The organism is Burkholderia sp. MSMB1826 (genome assembly GCF_001526325.1).
Classification (GTDB): domain Bacteria; phylum Pseudomonadota; class Gammaproteobacteria; order Burkholderiales; family Burkholderiaceae; genus Burkholderia.
Map to the genome: position 1 here is coordinate 522,493 of NZ_LOYN01000010.1, position 16,391 is coordinate 538,883.

Annotated in this window: 12 protein-coding genes; 10 read left to right on the forward strand and 2 right to left on the reverse strand. The window is 69.2% G+C overall.

Annotation, left to right across the window (positions count from 1 at the left end):
* Positions 1-407: 407 nt before the first annotated feature.
* The gene (locus WS95_RS04380; protein WP_006479115.1) at positions 408-890 is read right to left on the reverse strand and encodes an Lrp/AsnC family transcriptional regulator; all 483 of its coding nucleotides are present in this window, start codon (positions 888-890) and stop codon (positions 408-410) included.
* Positions 891-1,173: 283 nt separating this feature from the next.
* Here WS95_RS04380 and WS95_RS04385 point away from each other — a divergent pair, with 283 nt between their 5' ends.
* The 3 genes from WS95_RS04385 to WS95_RS04395 all read left to right on the forward strand — a co-directional run bounded on the left by WS95_RS04385 (position 1,174) and on the right by WS95_RS04395 (position 4,643).
* Positions 1,174-1,830 carry a LysE family translocator gene (locus WS95_RS04385; protein ID WP_034204905.1) on the forward strand — a complete coding sequence of 219 codons (657 nt, stop codon included), beginning with the start codon at positions 1,174-1,176 and terminating at the stop codon, positions 1,828-1,830.
* 250 nt (positions 1,831-2,080) lie between these two features.
* Positions 2,081-2,512, forward strand: a complete 432-nt coding sequence (locus tag WS95_RS04390; RefSeq protein WP_059505133.1) for a YqaA family protein — start codon at positions 2,081-2,083, stop codon at positions 2,510-2,512.
* Positions 2,513-2,660: 148 nt separating this feature from the next.
* The gene (locus tag WS95_RS04395; protein WP_059822487.1) at positions 2,661-4,643 is read left to right on the forward strand and encodes a methyl-accepting chemotaxis protein; all 1,983 of its coding nucleotides are present in this window, start codon (positions 2,661-2,663) and stop codon (positions 4,641-4,643) included.
* A gap of 46 nt (positions 4,644-4,689) precedes the next feature.
* On the opposite strand, the gene WS95_RS04400 is transcribed toward WS95_RS04395, so the two are convergent.
* Positions 4,690-6,342 (reverse strand): acyl-CoA synthetase, encoded by a 1,653-nt coding sequence (locus WS95_RS04400; RefSeq protein ID WP_059822488.1) that lies wholly within the window; start codon positions 6,340-6,342, stop codon positions 4,690-4,692.
* Between the two features lie 168 nt (positions 6,343-6,510).
* Here WS95_RS04400 and WS95_RS04405 point away from each other — a divergent pair, with 168 nt between their 5' ends.
* From WS95_RS04405 to WS95_RS04435, 7 genes are all read left to right on the forward strand, one after another.
* Positions 6,511-7,254 carry a Crp/Fnr family transcriptional regulator gene (locus WS95_RS04405; RefSeq protein ID WP_059822490.1) on the forward strand — a complete coding sequence of 248 codons (744 nt, stop codon included), beginning with the start codon at positions 6,511-6,513 and terminating at the stop codon, positions 7,252-7,254.
* Between the two features lie 185 nt (positions 7,255-7,439).
* Entirely contained in the window at positions 7,440-10,688 is a 3,249-nt protein-coding gene (locus WS95_RS04410) for an efflux RND transporter permease subunit (RefSeq protein ID WP_059822492.1), read from the forward strand.
* A 36-nt stretch (positions 10,689-10,724) separates the two neighbouring features.
* Positions 10,725-11,957, forward strand: coding sequence for an efflux RND transporter periplasmic adaptor subunit (locus tag WS95_RS04415; protein ID WP_059783615.1), 1,233 nt, complete (start codon positions 10,725-10,727; stop codon positions 11,955-11,957).
* A 5-nt stretch (positions 11,958-11,962) separates the two neighbouring features.
* Positions 11,963-13,474, forward strand: a complete 1,512-nt coding sequence (locus tag WS95_RS04420) for an efflux transporter outer membrane subunit (protein WP_059822797.1) — start codon at positions 11,963-11,965, stop codon at positions 13,472-13,474.
* 33 nt (positions 13,475-13,507) lie between these two features.
* Positions 13,508-14,203, forward strand: a complete 696-nt coding sequence (locus WS95_RS04425; protein ID WP_059505120.1) for a heavy metal response regulator transcription factor — start codon at positions 13,508-13,510, stop codon at positions 14,201-14,203.
* A complete protein-coding gene (locus WS95_RS04430; protein ID WP_059822494.1) occupies positions 14,200-15,684 on the forward strand; it encodes a heavy metal sensor histidine kinase in 1,485 nt (494 codons plus the stop codon). Before WS95_RS04425 ends, WS95_RS04430 begins: the two co-directional genes overlap by 4 nt.
* A gap of 99 nt (positions 15,685-15,783) precedes the next feature.
* Positions 15,784-16,371, forward strand: coding sequence for a LysE family translocator (locus WS95_RS04435; RefSeq protein ID WP_034204914.1), 588 nt, complete (start codon positions 15,784-15,786; stop codon positions 16,369-16,371).
* Positions 16,372-16,391: the final 20 nt, after the last annotated feature.

A 16,391-nucleotide genomic window follows, 5' to 3' on the forward strand; every position in this document is an offset into this window, starting at 1 on the left:
TCGATGCGCTTGCGGTGACGCACGCCGACAGCGGCCGTTGCGCCGGGCAACCGGCGGTCGCGCCGGTCAGCTGGCAAGCGGCCGGGCTCGTCCCGGCCGAATACGCTCGCCACGCGGCGAGCGTTTCAAGATCGTATCGAGGCCGTGTTTCAGGCCGGGTTCGGCCCGATATCGGCGCCGATTGATACGGATTGCCGCCGGCCGCATGCCTCGGCCCAAAGCCGTTCCCGGCCGGCCCGCGATCGTGCCCGGCCATCGCGGACGGAAGATTCTTCCGTTTTCGCGTGTTCGCCGGCCATCCCGCCGGCGAGCCGTCGCCGTCGGCCGTTCGCCGGTTTCGTCCGCGCCAGCGCGTCGCCGCCAACGCCCGCCGTTGCAACGACGGCCGCGCGCGCGGCTCCGCTCCGTCACACCTGAATCGAAGGCACGTCCTTCATGCACCGCAGCGCGAACATCGAGCGGCTGTGGCGGATGCTCGAAATCCGGTACAGCTTTTCGCGCAGGAAGCGCTCGTAGCCGGCCGTGCCGTCCACCGCCACCTTGATCCAGTAGTCGTACTCCCCCGACACCAGATACGCCTCGAGCACCTCCGGCAGCGCCGCCAGCTCGGCGCCAAAGCGCGCCAGCGCGTCGTCCTCGTGGCGATCGAGCGTGACTTCGAGGATCACGATGTCCGCGTAGCCGAGCTTGCGCTGGTTGACCAGCGCGACATAGCCGTCGATGTAGCCGTCGAGTTCGAGTTGTCGCGTGCGGTTCCAGCAGGCGGTGGTCGACATGCCGATCTGTTCGGCCAGTTCGGCGTTCGACAGACGCGCATTTTTCTGCAATGCACCGAGGATCTTGCGGTCCTGATTGTCGAGCGTTTTCGGCGTGCGTTCGCGGGTAGCCATGACAGGAAGAATCTTCTACTGAAAATCGGCATTCTATCTGAACAGGATTCCGGTTTCAGGTCCATTTTGCTGGAAAACAGGAAGCCTTTTAACCGGGCCGCTTGATACATTTTCTCCATGCCTGCTGGCCGGCACGCTCCCCGCGATACCCGTCGCAGCGGGACGCACGGCCGCAATCACGAGTTGCGGTGCCGGCCCGCAGGCATGCGATTCCCCGCCGCCCGCACGCCTATCCGACCGCGTGCGGGGCCGGTGCCTGCGTCCCCGTTCCTGCCTGTCCGTCATGTCGTTCAAGCTTTATCTGTCGTTCCTCGCCGCTTCCGTCGTCCTCATCTACGCGCCAGGCCCCGTCAACCTCCTCACGATGAACCAGGCGCTGCGCACCGGCTGGCGCCGCGCGCTGCCGTGCGTGTGGGGCGGCACGCTCGCCGTGCTGCTGCAACTCGCGCTGACCGCGCTGTGCCTGAATTCGCTGGTCCACCTCGACGAACACGCGCTGACCGCGCTGCGCTGGGCCGGCGCCGCATATCTCGTCTGGCTCGGCGGCAAGCAATGGCTGAGTCGCGCGCCAGGCGGTGCAGCCGGGGCACCGGCCGACGCCGGCGCCGGAACGGCGAGCGCCGCGCCGGACACAGACACCGGGCGCGCGCTGTTCTGGCGCGGCGTCGCGACTTCCGGGCTGAATCCGAAGACGCTGCTGTTCTTTCCGTCGTTCTTTCCGCAGTTCATCAGCCCGAATGCCGACTGGAGCCTGAACCTTCAATACCTGCTGCTCGCCGCGACGTTCGCGCTGCTGTTCGCGGGCGGCGTCGCGTCGATGGCGCTGTTCTCGCATCGGCTGAGCCGCGCGTTGCAGCGGCCGGCGCGCATGCGTGCGATGAACCGCGTGACGGGCGGGTTGCTCGTCGGGATGGGCGCGATCATGGTCGGCTGGAATTGAACGGCCGCGCGGACGGTCGGGCGCGTGAGCGTGAGCGTGGCCGCGCCCCGCACGGCTGCGGCCGTTGAAACCCGACAACGTGTTCTCGCCGCAACGGTTCGCCCGCACGGCTTGGCGACGAACCGGTCGAAAAATCGACGATTCCGAACCTGCCGTTCGGCACGGCCGATGCCGCGTTGATGCCGCGCGCCGGGCGATCCCGGGGCCGTGTGACCCCGGCCCGCCGCCGCGCGGCCGGTACAATCGCGCGATGTCCGAATTGCTCACCTACGGCGGCCTGTTCGCCGTGTCGATGGTCGCTGCGACCCTGTTCCCGCTGCAATCCGAAGCCGTGCTCGCCGGTCTGCTGCTGGCCGGGCGCGAGCCTGTGTGGGCTTTGGTGCTCGTCGCGAGCGTCGGCAATGTCGCCGGCTCGGCGATCAACTGGGCGCTCGGCCGAGGGATCGAGCATTTCCGCGAGCGCCGCTGGTTTCCGGTCAAGCCGTCCGCGCTCGCGCGCGCCGAGCGCTGGTATGCGCGCTACGGCCGCTGGTCGCTGCTGCTGAGCTGGGCGCCGGTGATCGGCGATCCGCTGACGATGATCGCCGGCGTGCTGCGCGAGCCGCTGCCCACGTTTCTCGCGATCGTGACGATCGCGAAGGTCGGCCGCTATCTGGCCGTCGCGTGGCTCGTGACGCACTGAAGCCGTCCGTCATCCCGTTGCGCGGGTCGAGCCGACGCATGCCGCCGCCGTGCGCGCGCCGCTAAAGAATTCGCCGAAACTGCCGATGACCCGTCGACAAGCGGTGACGCGTGCGTTCCGCCCCCTCTCTCCCCACTCAGGATCCCGTATGAGATTGACCCAATTGGGCCGGGTGAGCGTCGGTACGCGTCTTGCCGCGCTGGCGTGCGCGCTCGTTGCACTGCTGTTCACCGTTTTCGCGTGGGCGCTCGCCCATTTTGCCGGCCAGCAACTCGCCGACGAGGCGCACGCACGGATCGCCGACAAGGAGCAGTCGATCGGCGCGATGGTCGAACTGTTCGACAAGGCGCTGTCGGCCGAAGCGACACGCGCGATGACGCTGTTCGCGAGCTTCCTGCCGGCCGATTTCGCGCTCGATCCGGCGCGCACCGTCGACATCGGCGGCGTCGCCGCGCCGACGCTGTCCGCCGGCGGCCAGCCGCTCGACCTCGACTATTCGATTCCCGACCAGTTTCTGAAGAAAAGCGGTGCGATCGCGACGATCTTCGCGCGCGACGGCGACGACTTCGTGCGCATCACGACGTCGCTGAAGAAGCAGGACGGCGCGCGCGCGGTCGGCACGAAGCTCGACCGCGCCGGCCCCGCGTACGCGCCGCTGGTCGCCGGGCGCAGCTATACCGGCCTCGCGAAGCTGTTCGGCCGGCCGTACATCACGCAGTACAAGCCGGTGACCGACGCGACCGGCCGCGTGATCGGCGCGCTGTTCGTCGGCCTCGACATCGGCGCCGAGCTCAAGCTCGTCGAAGACGGCATCCGCTCGCTGAAAATCGGCGACAACGGCTACTACTTCGTGCTCGATGCATCGCAGGGTCCGTCGCGCGGCGCGTTCGTCGTGCATCCCGACGCGGCGGGCCAACCGGCCGACGGCACGCGCGCGCCCTACGCGCAGATGCTCGCGGCCGGCCAGGGCCGGCTCGCGTACACGTCGACCGACCCGGCTGCGCACGACCGCGGGCCGACCGCGAAAGTCGTGTCGTTCACGACGATTCCGCAGTGGCAATGGCTCGTCGGCGGCATCGCGCTCGACGACGAACTGCTCGCCACCATGCGCGCCACCCGCAACCGTTTCCTGATGATCGGCGCCGTGCTCGTCGCGGCGTTCGCGACGCTGTTCGTCATCGTCGTGCGGCGCGTCGTGAGCCGGCCGCTGGAAGCCGCCGCACGCGCGTCCGAGCGCTATGCGGCGGGCGACCTCAGCGTGCGTATCCGCGACGGCGCGAACGCGCACGACAGCGCGGGCAACGACGAGATCGGCCGGCTCGTGCAGGCCGTCGACGGGATCGGCGACGGCCTCGCGCGAATCGTCGCGCAGGTGCGCAACAGCGCGGCCGACATCGCGCACGGCACGGTCGGCATCGCGGCCGGCAGCGGCGACATCGCCGCGCGCATCGCGACGCAGGCGAGCAGCGTCGAACAGACGGCCGCGAGCATGGAGCAGATCACCGCCGCCGTGCAGCAGAGCGCCGAGCATGCGGCGCAAGCCAACGCGCTGGTCGCGGACGCATCGGCCGCCGCGACGAACGGCGACGCCGCGGTGCAGCGCGTGGTCGCGACGATGGACGACATCGGCCGCGCGACGCGCCGGATCGCCGAGATCACCGACGCGATCGAAGGCATCGCGTTCCAGACCAACATCCTCGCGCTGAACGCGGCCGTCGAGGCCGCCCGCGCGGGCGAACACGGCAAGGGCTTCGCGGTGGTCGCGGCCGAGGTGCGCGCGCTCGCGCAACGCAGCGCGGCCGCGGTCAAGGAGATCGACACGCTGAGCACCGAATCGTCGACGACGGTCGAACAGGGTTACCGGATCGCGGACGCCGCGCGCGGCACGATGCGCGACATCGTCGCGCGGGTCGACCAGGTCCGCACGCTGATCGGCGAGATCAGCGCCGCGTCGCGCGAGCAATCGACCGGCATCGAGCAGGTGAACCTGGCCGTCACGCAGATCGGCGACGCGACGCAGCAGAATGCGAGGCTGATCTCGGACGCCGAGCGCGCGGCCGTCGCGTTGCGCGACCAGGCCGCGCAACTGTCGGAGGCGGTGAGCGTGTTCCGGCTGGCGCGCGGCGCGTAATCTCGCGATCGTCGACGCGCGGCGGCGGAAAGCCCGCCGCCTGCTTCTACTTCTTCTCGCCGGCCAGATCGATCGCCTTGTCCGAGCCGACCGCATGGCGCAACTGGAACTTCTGGATCTTGCCGGTCGACGTCTTCGGCAGCTCGCCGAAGCGCACGGCCTTCGGCACCTTGAAGCCCGCGAGCAGTTGCCGGCAGTGCGCGACGATCTCCTCCTCGGTCGCGCTCGCGCCTTCGCGCAGCTCGACAAACGCACACGGCACCTCGCCCCATTTCGGGTCGGGCATCGCGACGACGGCCGCCACGGCGACGGCCGGATGGCGGTACAGCGCGTCCTCGACCTCGATGCTCGAGATGTTCTCGCCGCCCGAGATGATGATGTCCTTCTTGCGATCCTTGATCCGGATATAGCCGTCCGGCATCAGCACCGCGAGATCGCCGGTATGGAACCAGCCGCCGCGAAACGCCTCGTCGGTCGCCTTCGAGTTCTTCAGGTAGCCCTTCATGCAGATGTTGCCGCGGAACATGATCTCGCCGAGCGTTTCGCCGTCGGCCGGCACCGGCGTCATCGTGTCGGGATCGAGCACCGTCGCGCCCGCTTCGAGGTGATAGCGCACGCCCTGGCGCGCATTGAGCCGCGCGCGTTCCTCGTCGGACGCCGCTTCCCAGTGCGACTGCTTCGCGCAGACGGTCGCCGGGCCGTAGACCTCGGTCAGCCCGTACACGTGCAGCAGGTCGAAGCCGATCTCCTTCATCTTCGCGATCACGGCCGGCGCGGGCGCCGCGCCCGCGACCATCGCGTGCACCGTATGGTCGATGCCGTCGCGAAGCTCGGCCGGTGCGTTCGCGATCGCGCTCTGCACGATCGGCGCGCCGCAGTAGTGCGTGATGCGCTCGCGACGGATCAGGTCGAACACGGTCTTCGCGTCGAACTTGCGCAGGCACACGTTCACGCCCGCGCGCGCCGCGACGGCCCACGGGAAACACCAGCCGTTGCAGTGGAACATCGGCAGCGTCCACAGATACACCGCGTGCTTCGGCATGTCCCATTCGAGGATGTTGCTGATCGCCGCGAGATACGCGCCGCGATGGTGGTAGACGACGCCCTTCGGGTCGCCCGTCGTGCCCGACGTGTAGTTCAGCGCGATCGCCTCCCATTCGTCGGCGGGCGGCGTCCATGCGTAGTCGGGGTCGCCGCCGGCGACGAACGCCTCGTAGTCGGTCGCGCCCGCGAAACGGTCGGGATCCGCCGGCATCGCGTCGGCCACGCTGACGATCTTCAGGCCCGGCACCTCGAGCGCCGCACGGCGCGCGACTTCCGCGTATTCGGTGTCGACGATCAGCACCTTCGCCTCGCCGTGACGCAGCATGAACAGCACCGACGACACGTCGAGCCGCGTATTGATCGTGTTCAGCACGGCGCCGGCCATCGGCACGCCGAAGTGCGCCTCGACCATCGCCGGGATGTTCGGCAGCAGCGCCGCGACCGTGTCGCCGCGTGCGACGCCGGCCCGCGCGAGCGCACTCGCCAGTTGCTTTGCCCGCGTATGGGTTTCGCCCCACGTGCGCCGCACGTCGCCGTGCACGATCGCCGTGCGCTCGCCGTAGACTTCGGCCGCGCGGACCAGAAAATCGATCGGCGTGAGCGGGACGTAGTTGGCATCGCGGCGGCCGAGCCCGGCCTCGAACATCTGCGTCATGATCCTGTCTCCCGTGTTCTGTCGACCGGGGCGCCTGCACCCCGGAGCGTTTTGATGTGGTTCAATTGCCGACAGCCTAACGGGCGCTATTGTGAGCCGTCTGTCGTCGAAACGACAGAGTGCCGCTCGAGCGCTGCGCGTTATCCCTATCCTCGCAAACCCGCACCCATGCACGACCACCCCGACGCGGCCGCCGACCCGGCCGACACGCTTCCCGAACCGGGCCCGCTGCCGCCGCTGGCGACGCTGTTCGGCCAGTGCGCGTGGTTCCGCACGCTGGCGCCCGAACACCAGGCGCTCGTGCTCGCCCAGTCGCACGTCGAGCAGTGCGAAGCCGGCGACGTGATCGCGCACCGGCTCGCGCCGTCCGCATACTGGATCGGCGTCCATCGGGGGCTGCTGAAGCTCGCGATCTTCAACGCGTCGGGACGCGGCTGCACGTTTTCCGGCGTGCCGTCGGGCGGCTGGTTCGGCGAAGGCAGCGTGATCAAGCGCGAGCGGCGCAAGTACGAGGTCGTCGCGATCCAGCGCTCGACCGTGCTGTTCGTGCCGGTCGACACGTTCCATGCGCTGCTCGACACGAGCCTGCCGTTCACACGCTTCGTGATTCATCAGTTGAACAACCGGATGGGCGAATTCATTGCGTCGATCCAGAACAGCCGGCTGCTCGATGTCGACGCACGGGTCGCGCAAGCGCTCGCGCAGCTCTTCAACCCCGCGCTGTACCCGGATACCGGCCCGTCGCTGTCGATCTCGCAGGAGGAACTGGGGATGCTCGTCGGCGTGTCGCGCCAGCGGATCAACCAGGCGCTGCAGCAGCTCGAGAAGCTCGGCGCGTTGCGGCTCGCGTACAACCAGATCGACGTCGTCGATCTCGACGCGCTCGCCCGCTTCGGCATGGAGCAGCTGTGAGCGCCGCCCGATGCGCGAAACCGCCGCCATCGCGACCGCGCATTTCGTCCGCGGAATCGGCCGACGGCCGGCGCGCCCCAACCTGACGATTCAGCCAGTTTCGCGACAGTAACCCGTGCCGGGCCGACGCCTATCATTCGGGTTCCCTTCACCGACGCCCGATCACCGCCTGTTCCGCCGCCTCCATGTGGATCGTCAATCTCGCGCTCAGGCGCCCCTACACGTTCATCGTCATGGCCATCATGATCGTGCTGGCCACCCCGCTTGCGCTGATGCGCACACCGGTCGACGTGCTGCCCGCGATCAATATCCCGGTGATCAGCGTGATCTGGAATTACACCGGCTTCTCCGCGACGGAGATGACGAACCGCATCACGTCCGTGCATGAACGGATCCTGACGACGACCGTCAACAACATCCAGCACGTCGAATCGACGTCGCTGCCCGGCATCGCGGTCGTGAAGGTGTTCCTGCAACCGGGTGCGAACGTGCAGACGGCGATCGCGCAGACGGTCTCGTCCGCGCAGGCGATCGTGCGACAGATGCCGCAGGGCGCGACGCCGCCGCTCGTGATCACCTATTCCGCGTCGAGCATTCCGGTGATCCAGCTCGGGCTGTCGAGCAAGACGCTCAGCGAACAGTCGCTCGCCGACATCGCGCTGAACTTCCTGCGCCCGCAACTGATCACGGTGCCGGGCGTGCAGATTCCGTTCCCGTACGGCGGGCGCACGCGCGTGGTCGCGATCGACCTCGATCCGCAGGCGCTGCTCGCGAAGGGCCTGACGCCGGCCGACATCGTCAACGCGGTCAACGCGCAGAATCTCGTGCTGCCGACCGGCACCGCGAAGATGGGCCAGACCGAGTACCGGATCGACACGAACGCGTCGGCCGATACGGTCGCCGACATCAACGACCTGCCGGTCCAGACCGTCAACGGCGCGACGACCTACCTGCGCGAGGTGGCGTCGGTACGCGACGGCTTCGCGCCGCAAACCAACGTCGTGCGCCAGAACGGCCAGCGCGGCGTGCTCATCTCGATCCTGAAAAGCGGCGACGCATCGACGCTCAAGGTCGTGTCGGACCTGAAGGCGCTGCTGCCGAAGGTGATCCCGACGCTGCCCGAGGGGCTCGCGATCACGCCGCTGTTCGACCAGTCGGTGTTCGTCGATGCGGCTGTCCAGGGCGTGATCCACGAGGCGCTGATCGCCGCCGTGCTGACCGCGATGATGATCCTGCTGTTCCTCGGCAACTGGCGCAGCACGCTGATCATCGCGATCTCGATCCCGCTGTCGATCTTCACGTCGCTGATCGCGCTGTCCGCGCTCGGCGAGACCATCAACATCATGACGCTCGGCGGCCTCGCGCTCGCGGTCGGCATTCTCGTCGACGATGCGACCGTCACGATCGAGAACATCGAGCGGCATCTGCATCTCGGCACGCGCCGGGCCGCCCCTGGCGTGCCGAGCAGCCCCCTCGGGGGGCAGCGACCGGAGGGAGCGTGGGGGTCGTCGTTCGGCACCAACCTGCACGACGCGATCCTCGAAGGCGCCGGCGAGATCGCGGTGCCCGCGCTCGTGTCGACGCTGTGCATCTGCATCGTGTTCGTGCCGATGTTCTTCCTGACCGGCGTCGCGCGCTTCCTGTTCGTGCCGCTCGCCGAAGCCGTGGTGTTCGCGATGCTCGCGTCGTACGTGCTGTCGCGCACGCTGGTGCCGACGCTCGCGATGCTGCTGTTCCGCCCGCAGCAGGCGAGCACCGGCTCCGGCCATTCCACGTCGCGCTTCGCACGCATTCATCACGCGTTCAACGCGGCGTTCGAACGGCTGCGCGCGTGGTACATCGTGCTGCTCAGCATCCTGCTCGTGCGCCGCCGCTTTTACGCGCTGTGCTTCCTCGGCTTCTGCGTGGCGTCGACGGGCCTCGTGTTCGTGCTCGGCCGCGACTTCTTCCCGAACGCCGATTCCGGCAACATCCGTCTGCACCTGCGCGCGCCGACCGGCTACCGGATCGAGGAAACCGCACGCCTCGCCGACCAGGTCGAGCGCGTGATCCGCGCCACCGTGCCGCCCGACGAGCTCGGCGCGATCGTCGACAACCTCGGGCTGCCGGTGAGCGGCATCAACCTGTCGTACAGCAACGCCGGCACGATCGGCACGCTCGACGGCGAGCTGCTGATCGCGCTGAAGCCCGGCCACCGCGCGACCGGCCACTACGTGCAGACGCTGCGCACGCTGCTGCCGCAACGCTTCCCGGGCGTCGAGTTCTTCTTCCAGCCGTCGGACATCATCACGCAGATCCTCAACTTCGGGCAGCCGGCCGCGATCGACGTGCAAGTGCTCGGCAACGATCTCGCGAGTAACATGACCATTGCGAGCAACCTGATGAAAAAGATCAGGCAAATCCCCGGCGCCGTCGACGTGCACGTGCTGCAACGCAACGACGAGCCGACCCTGCTGGCCGACATGGACCGTACGCGCATGCAGCAGCTCAATCTCTCCGCCCAGAACGTCGCGCAGAACATGCTGATCTCGCTGTCGGGGAGTTCGCAGACGACGCCGTCGTTCTGGATCAACCCGCGCACCGGCGTCCAGTACCCGCTGCAGATCCAGACCCCGCAATACAACCTCTCGTCGGTCGACGACCTGCTCGGCACGCCGATCTCGGCCGGCGGCCGCACGGGCATGCCGCTGCAACTGCTCGGCAATCTGGTGCAGGTGCGCAGTGCCGCGAACCCGGCCGTGATCACGCACTTCAACATCCGCCCGGCGATCGACGTATACGTGAGCGTCGAGGGCCGCGATCTCGGCGCGGTCGCGGGCGAGATCGACCGCATCGTCGCGGACGCGCGCGCGACGCTGCCGCGCGGCACCAGCCTCGCGATGCGCGGCCAGATCGAGACGATGCGCACGTCGTATCTCGGCCTCGGCGCGGGCGTCGCGATGGCGATCGTGCTCGTCTATCTGCTGATCGTCGTCAATTTCCAGTCGTGGCTCGACCCGCTGATCATCGTCAGCGCGATGCCGGCCGCGCTCGCCGGCATCGCGTGGATGCTGTTCGTCACGGGCACGCACCTGAGCGTGCCCGCGTTGACGGGCGCGATCATGACGGTCGGCGTCGCGACCGCGAACAGCATTCTCGTCGTGTCGTTCGCGCGGCAACGCCTCGCGGACGGCGCGCCGCCGCTCACGGCCGCGCTGGAGGCCGGCGCGACACGGATCCGGCCGGTGCTGATGACGGCGCTCGCGATGATCATCGGGATGGTGCCGATGGCGCTCGGCCTCGGCGAAGGCGCCGAGCAAAACGCGCCGCTCGGCCGCGCGGTGATCGGCGGGCTGCTGTTCGCGACCGTTTCGACCTTGCTGTTCGTGCCGCTCGTGTTCGGCGGCGTGCATACGCGGCTGGCCCGGCGGCGCGCGCGCCGGGCCGGACACTGACTTTCGCCCCACTACCCGGTTGAATTGGTTGAATTCATGGAAGAGAAACATCACAGCGCCGTCGGCATTCAGGTGGACGAACACGGCATGCACCTGCCGGCGCGCGCGTCGGTGTCGCGACGCGCGCGCCTCGTCGCGATCGTGATCGGCGTGCTGCTGGCCGCCGGCGCCGCGCGTACGCTCATCGTCAACGGGCTGAACCGCAACCGGCTCGACGCGGTCGCCGCGCAGAACACGCGCCAGTACGTGAGCGTCGCGCATCCGGTCGACGCGGCCACCGGCGGCAAGCTGACGCTGCCCGGCACGCTGCGCGGCTTCGTCGAGGCGCCGATCTATGCGCGCGCGAGCGGCTACGTGCTGCGCTGGCATGCCGACATCGGCGCGCACGTGAAGCAAGGGCAAACGCTCGCCGAACTCGACACGCCGGAACTGAACCAGGAACTGGCCCAGGCCACCGCGCAGCGCCAGCAGGCGCAAGCCGCGCTCGCGCTCGCGAAGACGTCGTTCGACCGCGCGCAGCAGTTGCGCCAGCGCGATGCCGTGTCGCAACAGGAGCTCGACGACCGGCAAGGCGCGTTCAACCAGGGCGCCGCGAACCTCGCCGCGGCCGATGCGAACATGCGCCGCCTCACCGAGCTGAAGGGCTTCCAGCGGATCGTCGCGCCGATCGACGGGATCGTCACGCAGCGCAACGTCGACGTCGGCGATCTCGTCAATTCCGGCAACGCGGGCCGCTCGCTGTTTTCGGTCGTGCAGGCCGACCGGCTGCGGCTGTACGTGCAGGTGCCGCAGGCGTATGCGCAGCAGGTGAAGGTCGGCCAGCACGTGAGCGTCGCGCAGGCCGAGCTGCCCGGGCGAACGTTCGACGGCACGATCACGCGCACGTCCGAGGCGATCGACGTCGCGACGCGTTCGCTGCAGATCGAGATCACGCTGCCGAACCCGGACGGGCGGCTGCTGCCCGGCGCGTACGTGCAGGCGACGCTGCCGATGACGCCGGTCGGCCGCCTGCAGGTGCCGGCCAATACGCTGCTGTTCCGCGCCGAAGGCCCGACGGTCGCGACCGTCGATGCAAACGGCCATGTGCATCTGAAAGCCGTGACCATCGCACGCACGATCGGGCAGACGCTCGAAGTCGACGGCCCGCTGACGCCGAGCGACCGCCTCGTCGAAAACCCGAGCGACGCGCTCGCGAACGGCGACACGGTCGTCGTGCAGGCGGCGCCGGCCGCGAAGCCGGCATCCGCGGTCGCCGGAGCGAAGTCGTGAGCGCGATACGCACGCGCCTGTGCCCGGCCGCGATCGGCGCCGTCGCGATCGTCGCGGCGGCCGCCCTCGCCGCCTGCACGGTCGGCCCGGATTACCGGCGCCCGGCCGTCGACACGCCGGCCGCGTGGCGGCTCGACCCGGCCGACGCGTACTGGCATCCGGCCGCGCCGGCCCGCGCGCCGCTCGATCCGGCCTGGTGGACCGCGTTCGGCGACGCACAGCTCGACGCGCTGGAGACCGACGCGCTGCGCAACAACCAGAACCTGAAGGCGGTGGCCGCGCGCTACGACCAGGCGAAGGCGACGCTCGCGTCGGTGGCGTCCGCGCAATATCCGGCCGTCGGCCTGAACGCGAGCGGCCAGCGCTTCAAGATCTCCGCCGACCGGCCGCAGACCAACTACGCGACGAAGAGCATGTCGACCGTGCAGAACGAGATCCAGGTCGGCGCGGCGGTCAGCTACGAACTCGACCTGTTCGGCCGCGTGCGACGCGGCGTCGAAGCCGCGCAGGCCGGCTCCGAGCAGGCGCGCGACGATTTCGCGAACGCGCGCCTCGTGCTGAGCGCCGATCTCGCGTCGAGCTATTTCGCGCTGCGCGAACTCGACACCGAGATCGACGTGGTCAAGCGCTCGATCGAGCTGCAGCAGAAGGCGCTCGACTACGTGAGCGCGCGCCACGACCTTGGCGCGGTGTCGGGCCTCGATCTGTTGCAGCAGCGCGCGCAGCTCGACGCGACGCGCACGCAGGCACAGCTGCTGATCCAGCAGCGCGCGCAGGTCGAAACCGCGATCGCGACGCTGGTCGGCACGCCGGCCCCCGCCTTCTCGCTGCCGCCGCGCGTGGTGCCGATCAACGCGCCCGCGCTGCCGACCGGCATGCCGAGCGACCTGTTGCAGCGGCGCCCCGACGTCGCGTCGGCCGAGCGCGCGATGGCCGCCGCGAATGCGCAGATCGGCGTCGCGCGCGCCGCGTATTTCCCGCGCATCGCGCTGTCGCCGGACATCGGCTGGGACGCGACGCGCTTCGCGGGCCTGTTCACCGTGCCGGCGCTGCTGTGGTCGGTCGGCGGGTCGCTCAGTCAGCCGCTGTTCGAAGGCGGCAAGCTGAAGGCCGGCGTCGATTTCGCGCAGGCCGGCTACGTGGCCGCGCAGGCCAGCTACCGGCAGACCGTGCTCACCGCGTTCCAGGAGGTGCAAAATGCGGTGACCGGCCTGTCGGTGCTGGCGCAGGCGGCGCAACAGGCTTCCGCGGCCGTCGACGACGCGCGCAAGCTTGTCTCGCTCGCGCAGGACCGTTACGCGGGCGGCCTGACGCCGTTCATCGACGTGCTGACGGCCCAGCAGCAGTTGCTGACGAGCGAACGCCAGGCCGTGCAGATCCAGGGCCAGCGCGCGGCGCTCGTCGTGTTTCTCGCGAAGGCGCTCGGCGGCGGCTGGGACGGCGGTGCGGCGAACGACCCCGCGCCGTCCGACGTCGCGTCGGCGGCCCCGCAGCGCAGCGCGGGCGTCGGCCCTTGACCCGCCCTTAACCCGGTTACGCGGACAACGAACATGAAAGTACTGATCGTCGAAGACGAACCGAAAGTCGTCGAATACCTGAAGAGCGGCCTGACCGAGGAAGGCTGGGTCGTCGACACCGCGCTCGACGGCGAGGACGGCGCGTGGAAGGCCGTCGAATTCGATTACGACGTGGTCGTGCTCGACGTGATGCTGCCGAAGCTCGACGGCTTCGGCGTGCTGCGTGCGTTGCGCGCGCAGAAGCAGACGCCCGTGATCATGCTGACCGCGCGCGATCGCGTCGACGACCGCGTGCGAGGCTTGCGCGGCGGCGCCGACGACTACCTGACCAAGCCGTTCTCGTTTCTCGAACTGATCGAACGGCTGCGGGCGCTCACGCGCCGCGCGCGCGTGCAGGAATCGACGCTGATCTCGATCGGCGACCTGCGCGTCGACCTGATCGGCCGCCGCGCGACCCGCGACGGCGCGCGGCTCGATCTGACCGCTCAGGAATTCCAGTTGCTCGGCGTGCTCGCGCGGCGCAGCGGCGAGGTGCTGTCGAAAACGACCATCGCCGAACTCGTGTGGGACGTGAACTTCGACAGCAACGCGAACGTCGTCGAGACGGCGATCAAGCGCCTGCGCGCGAAACTCGACGGCCCGTTCGCGGACAAGCTGCTGCACACGATCCGCGGCATGGGCTACGTGCTCGAGGCGCGCGAGGACGGCGACGCGGAGAAGCACGCATGAAACGCTCGATCGCCCTGCGCCTGTCGGCGATGTTCGGCATCGTGTCGCTACTCGTGTTCACGCTGGTCGGCTGCGGGCTGTTCGTGATGATGGAGCGCCAACTGCTCGCCGAGCTGCGCGCGACCATCGACACGCGCGCGAAGGTCGCGCAGATGATCGTGTCGCATGCGACAACAGCCGCGCGCGGCCGCCTGATGCAGGAAAAACTCGCCGACCTCGAACCGCCCGACGGATCGACGCGCTATCAGGTCGACAGCCTCGACGCCGATTTCCGCTTCGGCCATCCGGTCGACGGCGTGCCCGACGGCAAACCGTTCGGCGCGTTCCAACAGTACGCGCTCAACAACAGCAGCTACAACGTGATGACGAAGACCATCGCGATCGCGGGCAGCGGCGAGCGTCCGGACGTGAAGCTGATCGTCGCGTCGTCGTGCGAGCGCACCCAGCGGATGCTGCGCCGTTTCGCGTGGACGCTGGCCGCGCTGATCGCAACGGCCACCGTCGTCACGCTGCTGTTGAGTCGCGCGGTCGCGCGCTTCGGGCTCGCGCCGCTCGACCGGCTGTCGCAGGACGCGGCAAGCGTGAGCGCGACGAACCGCCGCCAGCGGCTGCACACCGACGCGCTGCCGACCGAGCTGCGCGATCTCGCGACGTCGTTCAACGGCGCGCTCGAACGGATCCAGCAAACCTACGCACGGCTCGAAGCGTTCAACGCGGACGTCGCGCACGAATTGCGTACGCCGATCAGCATCCTGATCGGCCAGACCCAGGTTGCGCTGACGAGCCGCGATCGCTCGGTCGAGCGGATGCGCCAGACGCTGCAGTCGAACCTCGAGGAATTCGAGCGGCTGCGCGTGATCATCAACGACATGCTGTTCCTGTCGCGCAGCGACCGCGGCGAACGCGCGACCGACCTGAAGGACGTATCGCTCGCCGACGAGGTGCGGCGCATGCTCGACTTCCTCGAAATCCCGCTCGACGAGGCGCAGTTGCGCGCCGAATTGCACGGCGACGCGCGTGCGGCCGTCGATCCGTCGCTGTTCCGCCGCGCGATGACGAACCTGCTGATCAACGCGATCCAGCATTCGGCGCCGGGCGCGACGCTGAACGTGACGATCACGCGCCGCGACACGCTCGTCGAGATGGCCGTGTCGAACCCCGGCGAGCCGATCGACCCGGTGCGGCGCTCGCACGTGTTCGAGCGCTTCTACCGGCTCGAGGAAGCGCGCGCGAACAGCAAGGAAAACCACGGGCTCGGGCTGTCGATCGTCAAGGCCGTGGCCGAGATGCACGGCGGCGGCGTGTTCGTCTCGTGCTCGGGCGGCGTCAACACGTTCGGCTTCTCGGTGTCGACGCAGCCCTGGTCGGGCGGGCCGCCGCGTCCGGCCGACGCTGTCGGCCCGGCCGATCCCGCCGGTGCCGCCGATTCGGCCGATCCGCGCGGCGCGCAGCCGGCGCACGCGCCGCGCGCGTTGCACTGACGGCGGCCGCGCGCCGCCGAGGGCAGTTTTCTTCAATACGGGCCGACGCGGCGCCCGTAGTCTCGATGCGACTTTCGACATGTCGCATGGAGACACCCGATGAGCATGCTGGTTTCGATGGCCGCGTTCGCGCTCGCCTCGTCGATCACCCCCGGTCCCGTCAACATCGTCGCGCTCAGCGCGGGCGCACGCCACGGTCTCGGCGCGAGCCTGCGCTACGCGGCCGGCGCGACGCTCGGCTTCGTCGCGCTGTTCCTGCTGATCGGCCTCGGCCTGCACGCGGCGCTCGCGCGCTGGCCGATGCTGACGACGGCCACGCAGTGGTCGGGGATCGCGTTCCTGCTGTACATGGCGCTGCGGCTCGCGCTCGACGACGGCCGACTGTCGGCCGAGCCGGACGTAGCCGGCCCGTCGGCCGCGGCGGGCGCGGCGATGCAGTGGCTCAATCCGAAGGCATGGCTCGCGTGCGTGGCCGCGATGGGTGCGTACGCGGCCGACGGCGATCGCGCGCAGATCTGGCAATTCGCCGCGCTGTATCTGGTGATCTGCTTCGCATCGATCGCATGCTGGGGCTATGCGGGCGCGTCGCTGCGGCACCGGCTCGCGAACGCGCGACGCATGCGCGTGTTCAACCGGCTGATGGCGTTGCTGCTCGCGGGCAGTGCGCTGTTTCTACTCGACGTGTAGCGAGCTGGCCGCGGCTGCAT

Excerpts from the sequence above, each read along its gene's own strand:
- WS95_RS04395 (WP_059822487.1), top strand. The coding sequence starts at position 2,661 with ATGAGATTGACCCAATTGGGCCGGGTGAGCGTCGGTACGCGTCTTGCC.
- WS95_RS04405 (WP_059822490.1), top strand. The coding sequence starts at position 6,511 with ATGCACGACCACCCCGACGCGGCCGCCGACCCGGCCGACACGCTTCCC.
- WS95_RS04410 (WP_059822492.1), top strand. The coding sequence starts at position 7,440 with ATGTGGATCGTCAATCTCGCGCTCAGGCGCCCCTACACGTTCATCGTC.
- WS95_RS04380 (WP_006479115.1), bottom strand. The coding sequence starts at position 890 with ATGGCTACCCGCGAACGCACGCCGAAAACGCTCGACAATCAGGACCGC.
- WS95_RS04425 (WP_059505120.1), top strand. The coding sequence starts at position 13,508 with ATGAAAGTACTGATCGTCGAAGACGAACCGAAAGTCGTCGAATACCTG.
- WS95_RS04390 (WP_059505133.1), top strand. The coding sequence starts at position 2,081 with ATGTCCGAATTGCTCACCTACGGCGGCCTGTTCGCCGTGTCGATGGTC.
- WS95_RS04415 (WP_059783615.1), top strand. The coding sequence starts at position 10,725 with ATGGAAGAGAAACATCACAGCGCCGTCGGCATTCAGGTGGACGAACAC.
- WS95_RS04430 (WP_059822494.1), top strand. The coding sequence starts at position 14,200 with ATGAAACGCTCGATCGCCCTGCGCCTGTCGGCGATGTTCGGCATCGTG.
- WS95_RS04435 (WP_034204914.1), top strand. The coding sequence starts at position 15,784 with ATGAGCATGCTGGTTTCGATGGCCGCGTTCGCGCTCGCCTCGTCGATC.
- WS95_RS04385 (WP_034204905.1), top strand. The coding sequence starts at position 1,174 with ATGTCGTTCAAGCTTTATCTGTCGTTCCTCGCCGCTTCCGTCGTCCTC.
- WS95_RS04400 (WP_059822488.1), bottom strand. The coding sequence starts at position 6,342 with ATGACGCAGATGTTCGAGGCCGGGCTCGGCCGCCGCGATGCCAACTAC.